The 17053-nt window shown below is 62.2% G+C and carries 18 protein-coding genes and 1 riboswitch; of the genes, 10 read left to right on the forward strand and 8 right to left on the reverse strand.

Features of this window, described 5'->3' with window-relative positions:
• The first annotated feature begins 1 nt into the window (after nt 1).
• Together C0V76_RS02690 and C0V76_RS02695 are read left to right on the forward strand one after the other, a co-directional pair.
• On the forward strand, nt 2-508 hold the full coding sequence (locus tag C0V76_RS02690) for a hypothetical protein (RefSeq protein WP_101940795.1): 507 nt from the start codon (nt 2-4) through the stop codon (nt 506-508).
• A 46-nt stretch (nt 509-554) separates the two neighbouring features.
• Nucleotides 555-1412 (forward strand): methylated-DNA--[protein]-cysteine S-methyltransferase, encoded by an 858-nt coding sequence (locus C0V76_RS02695; RefSeq protein ID WP_101941034.1) that lies wholly within the window; start codon nt 555-557, stop codon nt 1410-1412.
• Here C0V76_RS02695 and C0V76_RS02700 read toward each other — a convergent pair whose 3' ends face one another.
• The gene (locus C0V76_RS02700; protein WP_101940796.1) at nt 1413-1985 is read right to left on the reverse strand and encodes a TMEM165/GDT1 family protein; all 573 of its coding nucleotides are present in this window, start codon (nt 1983-1985) and stop codon (nt 1413-1415) included.
• Nucleotides 1986-1998: 13 nt separating this feature from the next.
• Nucleotides 1999-2172, reverse strand: a riboswitch (yybP-ykoY riboswitch).
• A 262-nt stretch (nt 2173-2434) separates the two neighbouring features.
• On the opposite strand from C0V76_RS02700, the gene C0V76_RS02705 reads away from it, so the two are divergent.
• A complete protein-coding gene (locus C0V76_RS02705) occupies nt 2435-3508 on the forward strand; it encodes a pectate lyase (RefSeq protein WP_216821627.1) in 1074 nt (357 codons plus the stop codon).
• A 59-nt stretch (nt 3509-3567) separates the two neighbouring features.
• Here C0V76_RS02705 and C0V76_RS02710 read toward each other — a convergent pair whose 3' ends face one another.
• Nucleotides 3568-3939: a DUF2195 family protein gene (locus tag C0V76_RS02710; RefSeq protein WP_101940797.1), complete on the reverse strand. Its 372-nt coding sequence runs from the start codon at nt 3937-3939 to the stop codon at nt 3568-3570.
• Between the two features lie 180 nt (nt 3940-4119).
• On the opposite strand from C0V76_RS02710, the gene C0V76_RS02715 reads away from it, so the two are divergent.
• Nucleotides 4120-5241, forward strand: coding sequence for a phosphoserine transaminase (locus tag C0V76_RS02715; protein WP_101940798.1), 1122 nt, complete (start codon nt 4120-4122; stop codon nt 5239-5241).
• 61 nt (nt 5242-5302) lie between these two features.
• Here C0V76_RS02715 and C0V76_RS02720 read toward each other — a convergent pair whose 3' ends face one another.
• The 3 genes from C0V76_RS02720 to C0V76_RS02730 all read right to left on the reverse strand — a co-directional run bounded on the left by C0V76_RS02720 (nt 5303) and on the right by C0V76_RS02730 (nt 9067).
• Nucleotides 5303-6616, reverse strand: a complete 1314-nt coding sequence (locus C0V76_RS02720) for a hypothetical protein (RefSeq protein WP_254048176.1) — start codon at nt 6614-6616, stop codon at nt 5303-5305.
• A 152-nt stretch (nt 6617-6768) separates the two neighbouring features.
• Nucleotides 6769-7026, reverse strand: coding sequence for a TIGR02647 family protein (locus tag C0V76_RS02725; protein WP_101940800.1), 258 nt, complete (start codon nt 7024-7026; stop codon nt 6769-6771).
• Between the two features lie 175 nt (nt 7027-7201).
• Nucleotides 7202-9067: a GDSL-type esterase/lipase family protein gene (locus tag C0V76_RS02730; protein ID WP_101940801.1), complete on the reverse strand. Its 1866-nt coding sequence runs from the start codon at nt 9065-9067 to the stop codon at nt 7202-7204.
• Nucleotides 9068-9279: 212 nt separating this feature from the next.
• Between C0V76_RS02730 and C0V76_RS02735 the strand changes: the two genes are divergently transcribed.
• Nucleotides 9280-10215 (forward strand): ZIP family metal transporter, encoded by a 936-nt coding sequence (locus C0V76_RS02735; RefSeq protein ID WP_216821628.1) that lies wholly within the window; start codon nt 9280-9282, stop codon nt 10213-10215.
• Nucleotides 10216-10288: 73 nt separating this feature from the next.
• Here the strand turns inward: C0V76_RS02735 and C0V76_RS02740 are convergent, their stop codons facing one another.
• Together C0V76_RS02740 and C0V76_RS02745 are read right to left on the reverse strand one after the other, a co-directional pair.
• Nucleotides 10289-12109, reverse strand: coding sequence for an alpha/beta hydrolase (locus C0V76_RS02740; RefSeq protein WP_101940803.1), 1821 nt, complete (start codon nt 12107-12109; stop codon nt 10289-10291).
• Between the two features lie 30 nt (nt 12110-12139).
• Entirely contained in the window at nt 12140-13162 is a 1023-nt protein-coding gene (locus C0V76_RS02745) for an MBL fold metallo-hydrolase (RefSeq protein ID WP_101940804.1), read from the reverse strand.
• 149 nt (nt 13163-13311) lie between these two features.
• Between C0V76_RS02745 and C0V76_RS02750 the strand changes: the two genes are divergently transcribed.
• The 5 genes from C0V76_RS02750 to C0V76_RS02770 are packed head-to-tail and all read left to right on the forward strand — an operon-like array spanning nt 13312 to nt 16020.
• Entirely contained in the window at nt 13312-13989 is a 678-nt protein-coding gene (locus C0V76_RS02750) for an SDR family oxidoreductase (protein WP_101940805.1), read from the forward strand.
• 2 nt (nt 13990-13991) lie between these two features.
• Entirely contained in the window at nt 13992-14195 is a 204-nt protein-coding gene (locus C0V76_RS02755; RefSeq protein WP_101940806.1) for a DUF1289 domain-containing protein, read from the forward strand.
• Between the two features lie 42 nt (nt 14196-14237).
• Nucleotides 14238-15095, forward strand: coding sequence for an RNase adapter RapZ (rapZ, locus tag C0V76_RS02760; RefSeq protein ID WP_101940807.1), 858 nt, complete (start codon nt 14238-14240; stop codon nt 15093-15095).
• Between the two features lie 3 nt (nt 15096-15098).
• Complete coding sequence (locus tag C0V76_RS02765) at nt 15099-15482, forward strand: NusG domain II-containing protein (RefSeq protein WP_101940808.1); 384 nt, start codon at nt 15099-15101, stop codon at nt 15480-15482.
• A 1-nt stretch (nt 15483) separates the two neighbouring features.
• Nucleotides 15484-16020: a Gx transporter family protein gene (locus C0V76_RS02770; RefSeq protein ID WP_101940809.1), complete on the forward strand. Its 537-nt coding sequence runs from the start codon at nt 15484-15486 to the stop codon at nt 16018-16020.
• On the opposite strand, the gene C0V76_RS02775 is transcribed toward C0V76_RS02770, so the two are convergent.
• Nucleotides 15986-16930, reverse strand: coding sequence for a CysB family HTH-type transcriptional regulator (locus C0V76_RS02775; protein ID WP_101940810.1), 945 nt, complete (start codon nt 16928-16930; stop codon nt 15986-15988). The genes C0V76_RS02770 and C0V76_RS02775 overlap by 35 nt on opposite strands.
• Between the last annotated feature and the right edge of the window lie 123 nt (nt 16931-17053).

A 17053-nucleotide genomic window follows, 5' to 3' on the forward strand; every position in this document is an offset into this window, starting at 1 on the left:
CATGAGCAAAAAGTTGCATGAGCGCTCGGTCAAGCAGGCCGAGCGCACCCTGTGGGTGAGTGTCGCAGTCGGCGTGGTGTGTCTGGCCTTCGTTCTTTTAGGCGGCAATCTGGATGGCACTGGCAAACAAGTCGTGGGTGGTCTGATCGTGGCCATCCTTGCCTATCAGCTGGTGCGCCGTTTCACGCGTGGGCCGCTGGTGGGCGTGGCCATCATCGAAGTACTCGACGGCTTCCTGTATTTCCGCAATCCGGCCAGCCGGCCGATGCGCGTGGATCGCATCGCGCTGGAGAAGATCCACTCGATCCGTCTGATGGGCGAGGATCGTCTGCGCTACTTCGACTGCAAGCTCATGAACGGCGACCTGGCCCACATCGGCCCCTTCGAGCGCGGCCAAGGTGAGCTGGTGATCGCCGAATGGTTCTATCAGAACCTGCCGGAGACGCCTTTCATCGTCGACACCTCGGCCACCGTGTTCGAGGAAATGCAGCGCCCGCCGGGGCTCTAGCAAGAATCGGGTGGCGGCCGGCGCTACCGGCTGCGACACTTCGCGCATGCCATCCGATCTCCCCATTCATTCTGCGGCCACTCAGAGCGAGGCTTACGCCACCATCGCGCAGGCCATTCGCTTCCTGCGCGAACATGCCCGCGAGCAGCCCGATCTGGCTGTGCTGGCGGATGCGCTGGGCTTGTCCAGCTTTCATCTGCAGCGCCTGTTCAGTGCCTGGGCGGGCGTGAGCCCCAAGCGCTTCCTGCAGTTCCTGAGCAAGCAGGAGGCGCGTCGGCGCCTGCGGGCTTCCGCCTCGGTCCTGGAGGCCAGTCTCGCCAGCGGATTGTCCGGCCCTGGTCGTCTGCATGACCTGATGGTGACCTGCGAGGCCGTTACGCCCGGTGAGGTGGCGCAAGGCGGGGCCGGGCTGGACATTCTCTATGGCAGCGGCCTTACGCCCCTTGGCCAAGCTTTCGTGGCCCTGACCCCACGGGGCATCTGCCGCCTCGAATTTCTGGCGGAAGAGGCTGCCCTGGCTGTCTTGCGTGAGGAATGGCCCAGAGCCCGTCTGTGCCATAAACCGGATGCGGCCCAGCGCACGCTGAATGCAGCCTTCCAGCGGTTGCCGGGCTCGGCGCCCCTGCATCTGCTGCTGCGTGGCAGCAATTTCCAGATTCAGGTCTGGCAGGCCTTGTTGCGTATTCCGCCGGGCGATCTGGCCAGTTATGGTCAGATCGCCCGTGCTCTGGGCAAGCCACAGGCCGCCCGCGCTGTTGGCAGTGCGATTGGCGCCAATACCATTGCCGCGCTGATCCCCTGCCACCGGGTGATTCGTGAGAGTGGAGATTTCAGTGACTATCGCTGGGGCATCGAGCGCAAGCAGGCCTTGATTGCGCTCGAAGCCGCACAGAATTGGCTCTGATCAGAGCATTTCGCCCAGATTCAGCAGGGCGGCCATGCCCAGTGCAGCGAAAATCAGCGCGCAGACGATGTGCACGACCTTGATCGGCACAATCTTCGTCAGCTTGTCGCCGAAATACACCACTGGCGCATTGGCCAGCATCATGCCGACGGTCGTGCCGGCCACCACCCAGGCCAGTGCGGAATACTTGGCGGCCAGCGCGACTGTGGCGATTTGGGTCTTGTCGCCCATTTCGACGATGAAGAAGGCGATGGTGGTGGTCAGGAAGGCGCCGAAGCGCGCCGGCTTGGGGGCATCGTCGTCATCCAGCTTGTCAGGGATCAGCATCCAGGCGCCCATGACGAGGAAGGACACGCCGAGGATCCAGCGCATGGCATCCGCGCCGAGATGCAGGGTGATCCATTGCCCGACAGCCGCTGCGCAGGCGTGATTGACCAGAGTGGCGGCAAGGATGCCCAGGCAGATCGGCAGGGGCTTCTTGAGGCGTGCGGCGAGCACGAGGGCGAGCAGCTGCGTTTTGTCGCCCATTTCGGCGAGGGCGACGATGCCCGTGGAGACGAGGAAGGCTTCCATGTGAGTCATTACGAGGCAGGCCGACGGACGAACACAATGACTGCCGCGACCCGTCGACCTGCATCGACACCGCAACAGTCAAAGGTCTCGCCGAACCTGGCTTGGCTCCCAGCGCCATGGTCTTGCGACCAAGTCTGTTGACGCTGGGCCCGCTTGCTGCGGGTGGCTACTCCCCGATGACGGGGCGGATTCTACGGGATTTTCTGGCGACAAGGCGGCGCCGGCGCGATTTCTGCGCAAAACGCACGCTGATTAGCAGCTTGAAAAACTCGCTGAGCGTGACTTTCATGCTGATCTTGCAGCGCACAAAACTTGATCTTTCTGACGAGCGCAGTTTGCGTTTTTTAAGGCCTGATCTAGCCTGAATGCACCGGAAGGGGTGTCATCCCCCCGGTGCAGTACAAGAAATGGCGCATGAGCGCCAGACAATAAATCTCAGGAGACAAGCAATGACAATCAAGTACTTCATGCTGGGCTTGACGGCTCTGGCAAGCATTGGTGCGGCCCAGGCGGCCAACCGCCCCGCTGGTTATGTCACGATCTGCAGCGAAGGTAAAACCTGCAGTGTGCCGGCCAATACGAGCGTGGCTTATGGCCGTGCGGACAAATTCACCTACAAGACGCTCTCGGGCAGTTTCGTGTGTGGTGAAGTCACCTTCGGCACAGGCACCAAGGTGGCTGGCGGTACCAATGAGTGTTCGGTGCCTTCCGGCACTTCGAGTGCCTCCAGCGCATCCAGCGTTGCTTCGAGTGCTGCTGCTTCGAGCAGTGCGACGGCTTCCAGCGCTGCGTCATCGAGCAAGGCCAGCTCGGCGGCTAGCAGCGCCGCATCCAGTGTTGCCACCAATACATGCGCGCCTGGCAGCACCATCGAAAATGCTACCGTCGATTGCGGCGGCATCACTGTCGGGACTTCCTGCAATGGCGGCAGCGAATCTCAGCAACCGCTGTTCACGCTGAAGAATGCCACCATCAAGAATGTGCGCATCAACGCCAATGCGGCCGATGGCATTCACTGCGTATCTGGCAATTGCCGAGCTGAGAATGTGGTGTGGGAAGACGTGTGTGAGGATGCTGCGACCAACAAATCTGAGGGCGGTACCTTCACGATCTCAGGTGGCTCGGCCAATGCTGCGCAGGACAAGACCTTCCAGCACAACTCGAAGAACAGCACCTTTGTGATCGAGAACTTCAACACCTATGGCGCGGTTGGCAAGTTGTGGCGTTCCTGCGGCGACTGCACCAGCAACGGCGGTCCGCGCTATGTGCAGATCAACAACGTAACCATCAATGGCACGATCAGCAGCACCGTAGTGGGCCTGAACCGTAACTATGGCGACAAGGCCACGATTCGTAACCTGAAGGTCAAGGGCCTGGTGTGGACCTCGGCCATCACCTCCAAGCCGCGGATCTGCGAGGAGTGGAAGGGCATCGAAAAGGGCAATGGCTCGACCGAGAAGTACGGCGAGTTTTTCAACACTGCTTACTGTGATGTCAGCCCGTCGGACGTGACGAGCTTCTGATCCGGCAAGCCTGAGTAAAGCTCTGCGGGAGGCTTCGGCCTCCCGTTTTCATTTCGTGCTTATTCCGCTGCGCAGCTGAAATGCAGGTTCAGTTCGCGCAGGCCCTGTGTGCGGTCGGTTGCACCCAGCACCAGCCGCTTGTGCGTGTTGCCTGAAAGACTAAAGCGCTCTTGGCTCAGGGTTTCGCCCGCAAGCTCGCTGTGCCAGGCGACTCGCATCGAGGTGCAGCCACAGGCCGCTGTTGCTTGCTTGATCCGGAAATCCGCCTCCAGTATCAGCTGCTGGTGTCTTGATTGCGGCGGCGTCATCTCGATGCTCACACACTTGGCCAGCGCGTTATGCAGCCTCAGTTGCGGCGCGGCCATTGCCATTCCAGGCAGCAGCAGGGCCAGCGTGACTGTCTTGATCAACGAACGTGCCGGCATGGGCATCCCTAGGTCACTGGTAGATGGATTGCGTGACAGGCCAGTTTAGGGGCAGGCCAGCTTGTTAAGCGGCCGGATGTCGGAAGAGGGGGCAAGAAAAATCGTAGCCGGCTAGCGGTTTCCCCTCCCGCGCCCGCCGGACTACAATGGCGGACTCAGAATTTTCCTTCTTCACTGGAGTCTGCCGTGAAACCCACCATCAAACCGAACTCGCCGAACTTCTCTTCGGGCCCCTGCGCCAAGCGTCCTGGCTACTCGTTGGCCAATCTGCCGAAGGACATTCTCGGCCGCTCGCACCGCAGCTCCCTGGGCAAGGCCCGTCTGGCCAAGGCCATCACCGAAACCAAGCGCCTGCTGGGCATCCCGGCGGACTACCACGTAGGCATCCTGCCGGCGTCTGACACGGGTGCGTTCGAGCTGGCCATGTGGAACCTGCTCGGTGCCCGCCCGGTGGACACCTTTGCCTGGGAATCCTTCGGCGAAGGTTGGGTGACCGACATCGTCAAGCAGCTCAAGCTCAAGGACGTGCGCAACTTCAGCGCCGCCTACGGCGAGCTGCCGGACCTCGGCCAGTGGGACCCGAAGAACGACATCGTGTTCACCTGGAACGGCACTACCTCCGGCGTGAAAGTGCCGAATGGCGACTGGATTCCCGCTAACCGCGAAGGCCTGACCCTGTGTGACGCCACCTCCGCCGTGTTCGCCATGGAAATGCCGTGGGACAAACTCGATGTGGTCACCTACTCCTGGCAGAAGGTGCTCGGCGGTGAAGGTGCCCACGGCATGCTGATCCTGTCGCCGCGCGCGGTTGCGCGTCTGAAGGACTACAAGCCGAGCTGGCCGCTGCCGAAGATCTTCCGCATCGCCAAGGGCGGCGAGCTGATGACCGAAATCTTCGAAGGCGCCACCATCAACACTCCGTCGATGATCGCCAACGAAGACTATCTGGACGCCCTCGCATGGGTCGATTCCATCGGCGGCGTGCCAGCACTGATCAAGCGCAGCAACGACAATCTTGCCGTGTTCGAGCGCTTCGTCGCCAAGACCCCGTGGATCCACTTCCTCGCCAAGGATGAAGTCAGCCGCTCCAACACCTCCGTCTGCTTCTCGCTCGACGCCACGCCGGATCAGGTCAAGGCCCTGGTGAAGCTGCTCGACAAGGAAGGCGTTGCGTATGACATCGGCGCTTACAAGGACGCCCCGAGCGGCCTGCGCTTCTGGTGCGGCGCTACGGTGGAAACCGCCGATCTGGAAGCCGTGCTGCCCTGGCTGGAATGGGCCTACGCGGAAGTCACCAAGGCTGCGTAATTTCCGCCTGTCGAATGAAAAACGCCCGGACTTGTCCGGGCGTTTTGTTTTCAGCGCGTGCTTACTGGCACAGCGGCGTGCCACCCGCTTGCCAATAGCTGGTGGTCTGGCTGATCAGGTTGCCGCCGTCGCTTTCCGGCGTGGTCTGGTTGCTGTCGCCGGCACCGAAGAGCAGGGCGACGACCTTGGCGTTGCGGACCTCGGTCAGGTGGCTGAACAGGTAGTCAACACGATTGTCCTTCCAGTGGTTGGTCGTATTGGTTTGTGCCGCATTCCCCAGCGGGATCTGCCACATGACGCTGGGTTTGCCCACGGTATCGGAGACGGCTTTGCTCCAGGCCAGATAGGCGGCTGCGCTGGTGTCGGTCCACCAGCGGTTCTGGCCAATGCTTTCGTAGTAGCCCGCGTCGCGATCCGATGGATCGGTGACGACGAAATCGCCATCGCCGGCGCCGAGCGCCACCATGAAGTTGCCGGTGGCGATGCCGTCGCCACTTGTAGCACTGAGCCAGGGTGAGGCGTGCAGGCCGACCTTGGCGTTCGGGGCGTACTTGCGCACCATGGCGATCATGCATTTGGCCAGACCGGTGGCGGTGTTGGCCTGTGAGCCGCAATCGGTCGGATTGGCGCTGCTGACCTTGGCCGGCACCAGTTGCGGACTAGCATTGCTCTGGCGGACGAAACCCCAGAAATCCGGCTCGATATGCAGCAGGGCCTGGTTGCCACCGATCGTCTGCAACAGGAAGCGCCAGTCGTCGAGATAGCGGGCAAGGAAGGCTGCGTCGTTGATGGCAGCCACTTCCGCAGCGCCTTCGCTGGTCTTCGCGCCATGCAGGAGTTCGTAATAAGTGATGGCCGGAATCTGCGCACGGGCCTTGCCTTGCCAGGTCGCGCTGCCGGTAGTCTGGATATGGCTCAGAATGTACTGGCCAGGTGCCTTGCTGGTGTCTTGCCAGCACCCCCACCAACTGCCACAACTGCCGTCGCAACTGGCGGTGCATGAGCCTGCATCGCGGATGCCGCCGGCCAGATAGCGGTAGCGCACATCGAAGGGGGCCGCCGCCGCGGTAGCGTCTTCCATCTGTGCGCCGATCAGCAGCTTGCTGTGTCCCATAAAACTGCCGCTGCAGGCAGCAAGCGAACTTGCTGCAGCCGAGGAGCTTGCATTGCTTTGGGTGGCCGTGCTGGAGGTTTTGCTGCTGGCAACAGAGGCTGCCATCGAGCTGGCACTGGCGGCGCTGCTCGCGGCTGCGCTGCTCTGCCCCGAACTGGTGGTGGAACTCCCGGCTGCCTGACCTGCGTTGCTGCCACCGCCGCCGCCGCATGCGGCGAGCAGGCCCAGCGACAGCGTGAGCGTAAGCAAATTTCTGAGCATGTTTTCTCCCTGATGCCATCTTCTTGTCAGGGAGGATTGTTGCAAGCGGGCGCGTGCGCGGGCGCTGCGGGCCGGCGCGGTGGAAGTGCACGGCCGACGTAAGGAGCGGAACTTACCCGCAGTCCGGCATGGCCGGACCCGGGCAACGGTGCTCAGGGCGTGTTGCCGAGCCCGGGCGAGGTGGTGAGGATGGAGATCAGGGTCTGGGCGTGTTCGGCGGCATGACGGCCGAGCGGAGTCAGATAGCCGCCGTCGATCTGGGTGATCAGGCCCTTGTCATGCAGGCGCTGGGCGGAGGCGGCGATGGCTGCAGGTGCATCATGGTGAATCTTGATGCCTTGCTGATTGGTATCGAGATCAAAGCGCAGCAGGGTGTTGAGTTCATCGAGCAATTCGGGGGTGACGGGCATGAGCCTCTCCTCGGGTGATGTATGCGCATCTTAGGCTTTCGATGGGGCTCATGGGCAGTTCGGACAAGCCCTGCTTGAGTTAGCTCAGGCGGTTTGCACCCGCTCGGGAAAACCGCAATGGCCCATCATGAAAAAGGCCGGGCACCAAGGCCCGGCCTGCTGGTCGGTGTTGTATTTATTGGGAAACTTTGCCGAAGATTTTCACGCCGTACAAGCCGAGCGATTTACCGGTGGTGGTGGCAGAGCCAGAGGTGTTCCAGGGGTAAATGCGCAGGTAGAGCGTGCCAGTTGCAGCGACCTGAATCGTGGTGCTGTACTCAAGCTTTGTCATGGTGTCCTTGCTGAACGCCAGGGTTGTCGAGTTGAGCTTGGTCCAGCTCACTTTGTCGGTGGAATAGTCCATGTCGGCAACAACGGTGGAGCCACCGCTGGTGGTGAGATAGGCCGAAATCGCCGAGACGCTGAAGGCCCCGCTGGGGGTGACCGCGAACTCCAGATACTTGCCTTCGTCCCGACTTGCCCAGGTGTTCACCGAGTAGCGGGCAACCGTTGTGTCCTGTCCATCTACCGCGATGACTTTCGAGGTTGTGGCGGTCAGGTCGCTGGCCAGCACATCGGAAGCGGTCACCAGGCCATCTGTCACGGCTGTCACTGAGGTCCCCGCCGTAAACCAGGTGGCGTAGGAGTCAACGCCCGCACCTGCGGCTACACCGCTGCCGCTTACCGCCACGGTTCCGAGCGAACTCCCTGCCTGGGAGAAGCTGATATTGCCGCTGTAGTCCTGCACCGCGGTCGGCGTAAAGCGCACATAGAGCGTCTTGGTAAAGGCGGCGTTGGTGTAGTTCACCGTGACCGCGTTACTCCAGGTCGTCTGGTCGAGTGAAAGCTCGAAGGCGCTGGAGGGCGATGTGGCGGTGACGGTTCCGGCGGCAGGTGCCAGATCAAAAGCCGAGAGCGTGATCGACTTGGTCGACGCCACATTAACGTAGCGGGTGCTCCAGGCGAGTGAGCTGGGGCTGGCCACCAGCGAGCTGACATCCACCATGTAAGGCTTCAGGATGTTCAGGCTCTTCATGCCTTCGACAGCTTTTTTGGCGATCAGCGTGGCGAAGAGAACCTGCGGGTGCGTGCTGTCGGCGGCGATGTAGAGGTTGGCGGTTGCAGCGGTATCACCATAGCTCTCTACGATGGTCTTGGTTTCTGCGGTCAGGTCGACAAAGGGCACGCCGTACTTGGTGGCCACGGCTTTCATGGCTGCGGGGTAGTCACCGCGGACATAGGTTTCGGTGCCCTTGATGGCGACATTGTGCTGGCCTTCGGCCGTGATTGAGCTACCGCTGAAATACTTGCGCACGATGGGCGACATCAGGATGGGGTAGGCCCCCTTGGCCTTGATTTCAGACACATATTGCTTGAGGTACTGGTAATAGGAGTGCTCGTTCTTCTGAGCGCTGCTATCCAGTGCGTCAACTGCACCCGTGCAGGCTTCACCGTCGCCGCTGCCGTCGCTGCAGAAGGCGTAAGTGCCATAGACGGCGTAGTCCGAACCGTATTTCTGGTCGTTGTGAGCGAACTGGATGATTACGTAATCGCCGGCATTGATGACGGGCAGGATTGCCGGCCAACGGGTTGCTTCGTTATAGAAGCTGCGCGAGCTGCGCCCGCCCAGAGCCCAGTTCTTTACGGTCACGCTGCTATTGAAGAACATGGGCAGCTTTTCGCCCCAGCCCATCTGCGGCCGACGATCTTCGGTATAGATCGTCATCGTCGAGTCACCCAGCATGTGGATGGTTACGCCGCCGGTCGTAGCGCTGCTTGAGGCTGTGCTGGAGGTGGCCGAACTGCTGGAGTCGCCAAGCGAACTGGAGCTGGTCGCCGCTGAGCTGGCGGCGAGAGAGCTGCCACTCGAGGCTGCAGCGGAGGATCTGGTTGAGCTGGCTGTGCTGCTGGTAGCGGTGTCGCCTGAACTGCCGCCACCGCCGCAGGCAGTGAGCGTCAGGCTGAGCAGCAAGGAAGCTGCCAAGGCTGGGAATTTCTTCATTTTTGTCTCCGTATTATTGATACCGTGCGACTGAAAAGTCGCCGGTTACCGGTCACACTAGAGACGTGATTCTGATTTTTCTTGATCGGGATTGCGGTTTTTTTGAGTCGTGCGACTTAGTGGGCAGTTGCTGGCTGGCAATCGTGTTAATAGCACCGGCTAGTTGCATTTGGCGCGACAATCGACGCTCTCCCGCTTGCTCGATGCCTGCCATGAATACCGCCGCCACCGCCCTTGCCAATTCCTCTTTTCGTGCCAGCTGGCTGGATCACGCGCGCAAACACCCTTTTACCGCGGCGGGTTTGTTGCTGGCGGGGGGGCTGGTCTTGCTGTTGCTGGTGCAGAGTGTTGTCAGCCTGTTTGCCGGTGTGGCGGCGCCCGGGGTGCGGCAGGGCATGCTGGCCGGTCTGGCGGGGTTTGCCACGACCGCACTGGGGGCTGCGAGTGGCCTGGTGCTGCGTAATGTGGGGCAGAAAGCGGAAGACTGCATGCTCGGTTTTGCTGCCGGGATGATGCTGGCCGCGAGCTCCTTCTCCTTGATCCTGCCGGGCATCGCTGCCGCCGAAACGCTTACCGGGAGTGGCGTATTAGGGGCGTTGGTGGTCGCGGGGGGGCTGGGGCTTGGGGTTTTGCTGATGCTGGGTTTGGACCAGTTCACGCCGCACACGCATGAGAGCTGCGGTGATTGCGGGCCGGGCGCGGAACGCTTGAACCGGGTGTGGCTCTTCGTGCTGGCGATCACGTTGCACAACCTGCCCGAAGGCATGGCAATGGGCGTGGGCTTCGCACGTGGCGATGTATCGGTCGGCTTGCCGCTGGCGACGGCGATTGCGATTCAGGATATTCCGGAAGGGCTGGCGGTGGTGATGGCGCTCAGGGCTGCGGGGGTCGGCAATCTTCGTGCCGTGCTGCTGGCCATGCTGTCCGGTCTGATGGAGCCGCTGGGAGCCGTGCTGGGGCTCGGTCTGGCCGGGGGCTTTGCCTTGGCTTATCCCGTGGGCCTGGGACTGGCGGCCGGGGCGATGATCTTCGTGGTGTCACACGAAGTAATTCCGGAAACCCACCGCAATGGCCATCAGACGCCGGCCACACTGGGCCTGATGGCGGGTTTTGTTCTTATGATGGTGCTGGATACTGCTCTGGGCTGAGGCCGGGCTGGCGAAACCAAAGAAAGGGGGCGCAGCCTTGCGGCATGCGCCCCTTTGCACACGGGGTCGTCGTTTAGCGCGGTGCCTTGTCCAGGCGCGCTTTCACATAGCTACCCGGTGCATCTTCGAGCACCGGTAGTTTGCCCGTGGCGGGATCACGGGCGGCAACCTGGCCCGGATCCTGTGCCTGTGCCCAGGCCTGCCAGTCGGTCCACCACGAGCCGGCCTGGTGGCTGGCATCCTTCAGCCAGTCCTCGCTGTTGTCCGGCAGCTTGCCGTCTTCACGCACCCAGAAGCCGTACTTGTTGGCAACCGGCGGGTTGACGATGCCGGCAATATGGCCGGAGCCACCGAGCACGAAGCGCGGTGTCTTGCCCAGGCGCAGCGCACCGAGATAGGTGCTCTTCCAGGGCGCGATGTGGTCTTCGATGGTGGAGATGAAGTAGCAGGGCACGTTGATTTTGGAGAGATCGATCTTCACGCCACACAGCTCGATGCCACCCGGCTCGCTGAGGGCATTCTCGAGATACATCTTGCGCAGGTAGAAGCTGTGCATCTTGGCCGGCAGGCGTGTGGAATCCGAGTTCCAGTAGAGCAGGTCGAAGGGGAAGGGGTCCTTGCCCATCAGGTAGTTGTTCACCACGAAGGACCAGATCAGGTCATTGGCACGCAGCATGTTGAAGGTGGTAGCCATTTCGCTGCCTTCGAGATAGCCGCGCGCGGCCATTTTCTTTTCGAGGCCTTGCACCTGCGGCTCGTCGATGAATACGCCCAGCTCGCCCGGCTGGGAGAAGTCCAGCAAGGTGGTGAAGAAGGTCGCCGAGGCGATGCGCTTGTCTTTCTTGGCGGCCATGTAGGCCAGGGTGCTGGCCAGCAGGGTGCCGCCCAGGCAGTAGCCGGCGGCATTCACCTCTTTTACGCCAGTCTGCTCGATCACGGCGTCGAGGGCGGCCAGCACGCCTTCGGAGAGATAGCTGTCGAAACTCTTTTCAGCATGGCGGGCATCCGGATTTACCCAGCTGATCACGAACACGGTATTGCCCTGATCCACGGCCCACTTGATGAAGGAGTTCTTGTCGCGCAGGTCGAGCACGTAGTACTTGTTGATCCAGGGCGGCACGATCAGCAGCGGGCGGGTATTCACCTTGGCGGTGCTGGGGGTGTACTGCAAGAGCTGCATCATGTCGTTCTGGAACACGACTTTGCCCGGCGTGGTGGCGACGTTTTTGCCGAGTTCGAAAGCGCTGGTGTCGGTCATGCGGATGCGCAGTTTGCCGTCCCCTTCTTCTACATCACGTAAGAGGTTGTTGAAGCCCTTGATGAGATTCTGGCCATGCGAGCGCATGGTTTCCTGAAAGACTTCCGGGTTGGTGAAGGCGAAGTTGGAGGGGGCCAGTGCGTCGATGTACTGGCGCGTGTAGAAGTTCACCTTCTGCTGGCTCTCTTCGTCCAGCCCGTCGACGCTGGATACGGTGTCGTGAATGTGGCGGGCAGTGATCAGGTAGCTTTGCTTGATGAAGTCGAACAGGAAATGGTCCTGCCAGTCTTCATGCTTGAAACGCTTGTCGGATTTGTCGGGCGCCGCCACCGGCGTTGGCGAGAGGCCCCACAGGCGCTGCATGGAGTGTTGCCACAGCGAGAAGTAATCCCACACCAGATTCATCTGCGCCGTGGCCAGGCGGTAGGGGTCGGCCAGCAGCTTGTTCATCATGTCCAGGAAGGCCTGCGCCACGCCCAGCTCATCCGAGGGCGGCTGGATGCCGCGCTTGCTCTCGCGCTGCATGTGCTCGGTGAGCAGCTTGGAGGCGCGTTGAGCCACTTCAGCGTAGGTTCGAGCAACTTCCTGCGGGTCCGGCAGTTCGGCTTTGGGCGTTTCGGTCTGGGGGGCTGCCATGGTGAACTCCTGAAAGAGCAAGCGGGGGTTTCAATCCAGAGCCTGATAACGGATCAGGCCCTCTGCTTCTTCAATGCGCTGGGCGCGGCCTTGCCGGCACAGATGGTTCAGGTGGGCGATGGCTTCGCCCAGGGCAAACATGAGTTGGTGGGGGTCGAGTTCGCGCGGGAAAAGTACCGGCAACAACTCTGCTGCACTGCGGCATTTCCGCATCGCTGCGAGCATAGTGGCATCGCGTTCGGCGTGGTGCGCGACGAGCTGGTCCACTCGGGCAGGTATGCCCCGGAAGGGCAGGCCATGAGCAGGGAGTACCAGCGTGTCGGCAGGCAGTGGGCGGAAGCGTTCGAGCGAGCTTAGGAAGCGACCGACCGAGTCTTCCTCGGGCATCGCGGCCGGGACGCTGATGTTGGTGGAGATGCGCGGCAGCAGCATGTCGCCTGAGATCAGCAGACCGGCTTCGGCGCAGTGCAGCGCGATGTGCTCGGGCGAATGGCCGTAGCCGGCAATGGCGTGCCAGCCGCGGCCACCGATTTCAAGCACATCGCCGTCGATCAGGCGGCGGTAGCGACTGGGCAGGGTGGGCACGCCACGCCGGTAGATGTTGCCGCGCGCGTTCATCTTCGCGAGCCGGTCTGCGTCCAGGCCGTGGCGCTGGAAGTGGGCGTGCTGACTGGCCATGTCGAAGCCGCTGGTCTGGGCGTGCAGGGCATGGGCCAGCAGGTATTCCGCCATCGAAATCCAGATCGGCGCTCCGGTCGCGGCTGAGAGCCATTCGGCGTTGCCTAGGTGATCCGGATGGTAGTGGGTGGCGATGATCTTCGTGAGGGGGCGACCGAGTTGTTCCAGCACCGCTGTCCATAAGCCGCGCGAGGGCGGATCGCCCAGGCCGGTATCGACCAGCGCCACGCCTTCCCCGTCGTCGAGCAGCCACAGATTGATGTGATTGAGGCTCCATGGCAGGGCCATGCGCAGCCAGCGCACACCTGCTGCCACTTCAAGCAGGGCCGGCGCTTCCGGGGCGAGGGTGAATGGATATTCGATGAGGCGGCTCATGATGGCGGGCTCTTGTGCTGGATTGTGCGCCGCACAAACTGTGGCGGCAAGACGTCGGGCGCCCGAGTCTACCCTTCCCGCACATGAGCGCCCATAATGAGGCGGAACATGACAGGGGCACATGCCTCTAGCTGACAGGAACCTGCGAAATGAGCAAGACCGTGCTGATTGCCGGTGCCAGCCGTGGCATCGGCCTGGAGTTTGCCGTGCAGTACGCGGCCGAGGGCTGGCGGGTGATCGCCTGTTGCCGCTCGCCCGAGCAGGCGCGTGGCTGGCTGCCGGCAGATGTGGATGTGCAGGCGCTGGATGTGACGGACCCGGAGTCGGTCGCCGCGCTGGGCTGGCATCTGGACGATGAGCCACTGGATCTGTTGATCTGCAATGCCGGCGTGTTCGGCCCGGACACCGGCAGTTTTGCCGCACCCGGCGATGCGGCTTTCGATGAAGTGATGCATACCAACGTGCTCGGGCCGATGCGCCTGATTCAGGTGCTGGCTCCCAGCGTGGCACAGGCCAAGGGTGTGATTGCGGTGTTGTCGTCAAAAATGGGGTCGATCTACGAGACCAGCGGTGCGGACGCACTGGCTTATCGCTGCTCCAAGGCGGCCTCGAACATGGTGGTCAAGGCGGCGGCCAACGAGTACGGGCCGCAGGGCGCAACGGTGATCGCGCTGCATCCGGGCTGGGTACGTACCGAGATGGGTGGGCCGAATGCGCTGGTCGGTGTGAGCGAATCGGTGGAAGGCTTGCGTCAGGTGATTGCCGATGCCGGTGCGGACGACAACGGCTGCTTCCTTGATTACACCGGCCGCAACCTGAGCTGGTAACCATGGCTGCTGAGTTGCCGGCCTCACCCTGTGTGCGCGAGTGCTGCCTGGATGGCCGCACCGATACCTGCGTCGGCTGCTTCCGCACGCTGGATGAAATCACTGGCTGGCATGCTGCCGATGCGGCCGAGCGGGAGCAGATCCTGGCGCGCTGCGCTGAACGCCGAGTCGCGTACCAGACCATACATCAAGCCTTGCGGCGCTGAAATTCGCTATCCTCTGCGCAGACTCATCCAGCAGGTCCCCGCATGCAACTCACCCTGATCAGCGGCCTTTCGGGCTCCGGCAAGAGTATCGCCCTCAAGCTGCTCGAAGACACCGGTTATTACTGCGTCGATAACCTGCCCGCCACCCTGTTGCCGCAACTTATCGCGCAATTGCAGGCCGAGGGTTATCAACGTGTCGGCGTCGCGGTGGATGTGCGCGCAGGTGCTTCCATCGAAGCCTTGCCCGAGGTGATTGCCCATGTGCGTGGAATGGTCCCCGACCTGCGCTTCATTTTTCTTGACGCGCGTGATGAAGCCCTGATCGCGCGTTACTCCGAATCGCGCAGGCGTCACCCGCTGGCTGAAGACCAGACCACGCTGAAGGAAGCCATTGATCGCGAACGCGAGCTGCTGGCGCATGTGGCCGAACTTGGCCAACGTATCGATACCAGCGCCCTGCATCCGAACGTGCTGCGGGCCTGGATTCGCGAGCTGATCGAGTCTGCTCCAACGGTCGGGCCGACTCTGTTGTTCCAGTCCTTCGGCTTCAAGCATGGCCTGCCAGTGGATGCGGACTTCGTCTTCGATGTGCGCTGTCTGCCCAATCCTTACTACGATCCAGCCCTGCGTCCGCTGACCGGGCTGGATCAGCCGGTGATTGCCTTCCTCGAAGCTTCGGATGACGCGCGTCGCATGGCGCAGGACATTCGCAAGTTCATCGCTGACTGGCTGCCCAGCTTCTGCCATGACGGCCGCAGCTATTTCACCGTGGCGATCGGCTGCACTGGCGGTCAGCATCGTTCGGTGTATCTGGCGGAGTGGCTAGCGCGTGAGTTTGCCCAGCAGGCGCGCGTGATCGTGCGCCATCGCTCGCTGGATGCTGGTCTGAAGAAGACCTGAGGGATGGCTGTCCGTGCCTGGCTGGCCTTGCTGCGCCCCGGGGATTACCTGACCGTGCTGGTCGCCGTAGCGGCTACCGTGCTGGCCGCACTGCAGCTGTGGGGGCCGGATCGCCCGAGCCTCGCAGTGGTACGGGCCGGGGGCAAGACCGTGGCCAGCCTGCCGTTGGATCGGCCCGGGGGCATTGAAGTCATGGGGCCGCTGGGCAAAACCTTGATCGAGGTACAGCCAGGCCGGGCGCGCGTGGTTTCGGATCCGGGGCCACGCCAGTATTGCGTCAAGCAGGGCTGGCTGACGCGTTCCGGGGCGGCGGCCATCTGCGCGCCGAACGAAGTGAGCCTGCAACTGCAGGGGCGTAGCGAGTCCTACGATTCCCTGAGTTACTGAAATGGCACAGATCACCTTCCAACCCGATGCTTCCGACTATCGCGTGGCGCGCTACGCGGCTGCGGCCATCGCCCTGAGCGTGGCGGAGGCGGCCATTCCCACGCCCTTGCCAGGAGTGAAGCCGGGCCTGGCGAACATCGTGGTGCTGTTGGTGCTGATGCGGCACGGCTGGCGCGAGGCGGCCTGGGTAGCGCTGCTGAGGGTGTTTGCAGCAAGCCTGCTGCTGGGTCAGTTGTTCGCGCCTGGCTTCTTCCTGAGTCTGGCCGGCAGCCTGTTGAGCCTGGCAGCGTTGGGGCTGGCGCAGTGGCTGCCACGGCGCTGGTTCGGTGCGGTGAGTCTGTCGCTGGTCGCGGCGTTTGCGCATATTGCCGGGCAGATGCTGTTGGCGCGCGTCTGGCTGGTGCCGCATGAGGGCTTGTGGGGCTTGTGGCCGGTGTTTTCGGCCACTGCCACGGTATTCGGCGCGATCAATGGCCTGATCACGGCACGCCTGCTGGTCGAGCCTACAAACCCGGATCTGCCGCCGAACCGCCTCTGAGCGCGGCATCCACCACGTTGCGCTGCAACTGTGGCGCGAACATCTCGATGAAGGCATAGGCGTAGCCGCGCAGCCAGGCATTCTTCGGCAGGCCGATGCGGGTAGTGGAGGATTCGAACAGGTGAGAGGCATCCATGGCCGCCAGTTCGCGATCTACCAGCGGATCGAAGGCCATGCTGGCGATGATGCCGATGCCCAGGTCCATGTTCACATAGGTCTTGATCACATCCGAATCGATGGCGGTGAGGATGATGTTGGGCTTCAGCGCACGGGCCAGGAAGGCTTTGTTGATCAGGCCGCGCCCGGCAAAGGCTGAGTCGTAGGTGATGATCGGGAAGCGGCTGGCGGCTTCCAGAGTGAGTGGGCTTTCCTTCAGGATCGGGTGCCCCTTGCGTGCGATCACGCTGCGGTTCCATTGCTTGCAGGGCAGCAACACCAGATCCGGCAGATCGCTGGCGGCTTCCGTGGCAATGGCGATATCCGCCTCGCCTGCGAGCACCTGCTCGCAGATCTGGCGCGGGTTGCCCTGATGGATATGCAGTTGCACCTTCGGATAGCGGCGCATGAAATCGGCTACGACACGAGGCAGGGCGTAGCGGGCCTGGGTGTGGGTGGTGGCGATCACCAGGCGCCCGGCGTCTTCGTTGCGGAAGTCCTGTCCGACCTGGCGCAGGTTGTCGGCCTCACGTAGCAGGCGTTCGGCCACGGCCATCACCTGCAGGCCCGGTTCGGTGATGGCGGTGAGGCGTTTGCCGTGGCGCACGAAGATCTCGATACCCAGTTCGTCTTCGAGCAGGCGGATCTGCTTGGAGACGCCGGGCTGCGAGGTGAACAGTGCCTCGGCCGCTTCAGAGACCGACAGATTGTGACGGGCGACTTCGAGGACGTAGCGCAGTTGCTGGAGGTTCATGGCGGCGTTCCCAAGAATTTTAAGGATCTATATCACCAAAAGTTCTAAGCATCCAGAAAAGAACCCGGGTGTTTGAGATATCTCAGCCTCTAAGATCCGCTTTCACAAGGACAGGCTTGCGCA

It is taken from the genome of Uliginosibacterium sp. TH139, from assembly GCF_002855595.1.
GTDB classification, from domain to species: Bacteria; Pseudomonadota; Gammaproteobacteria; order Burkholderiales; family Rhodocyclaceae; genus Uliginosibacterium; species Uliginosibacterium aquaticum.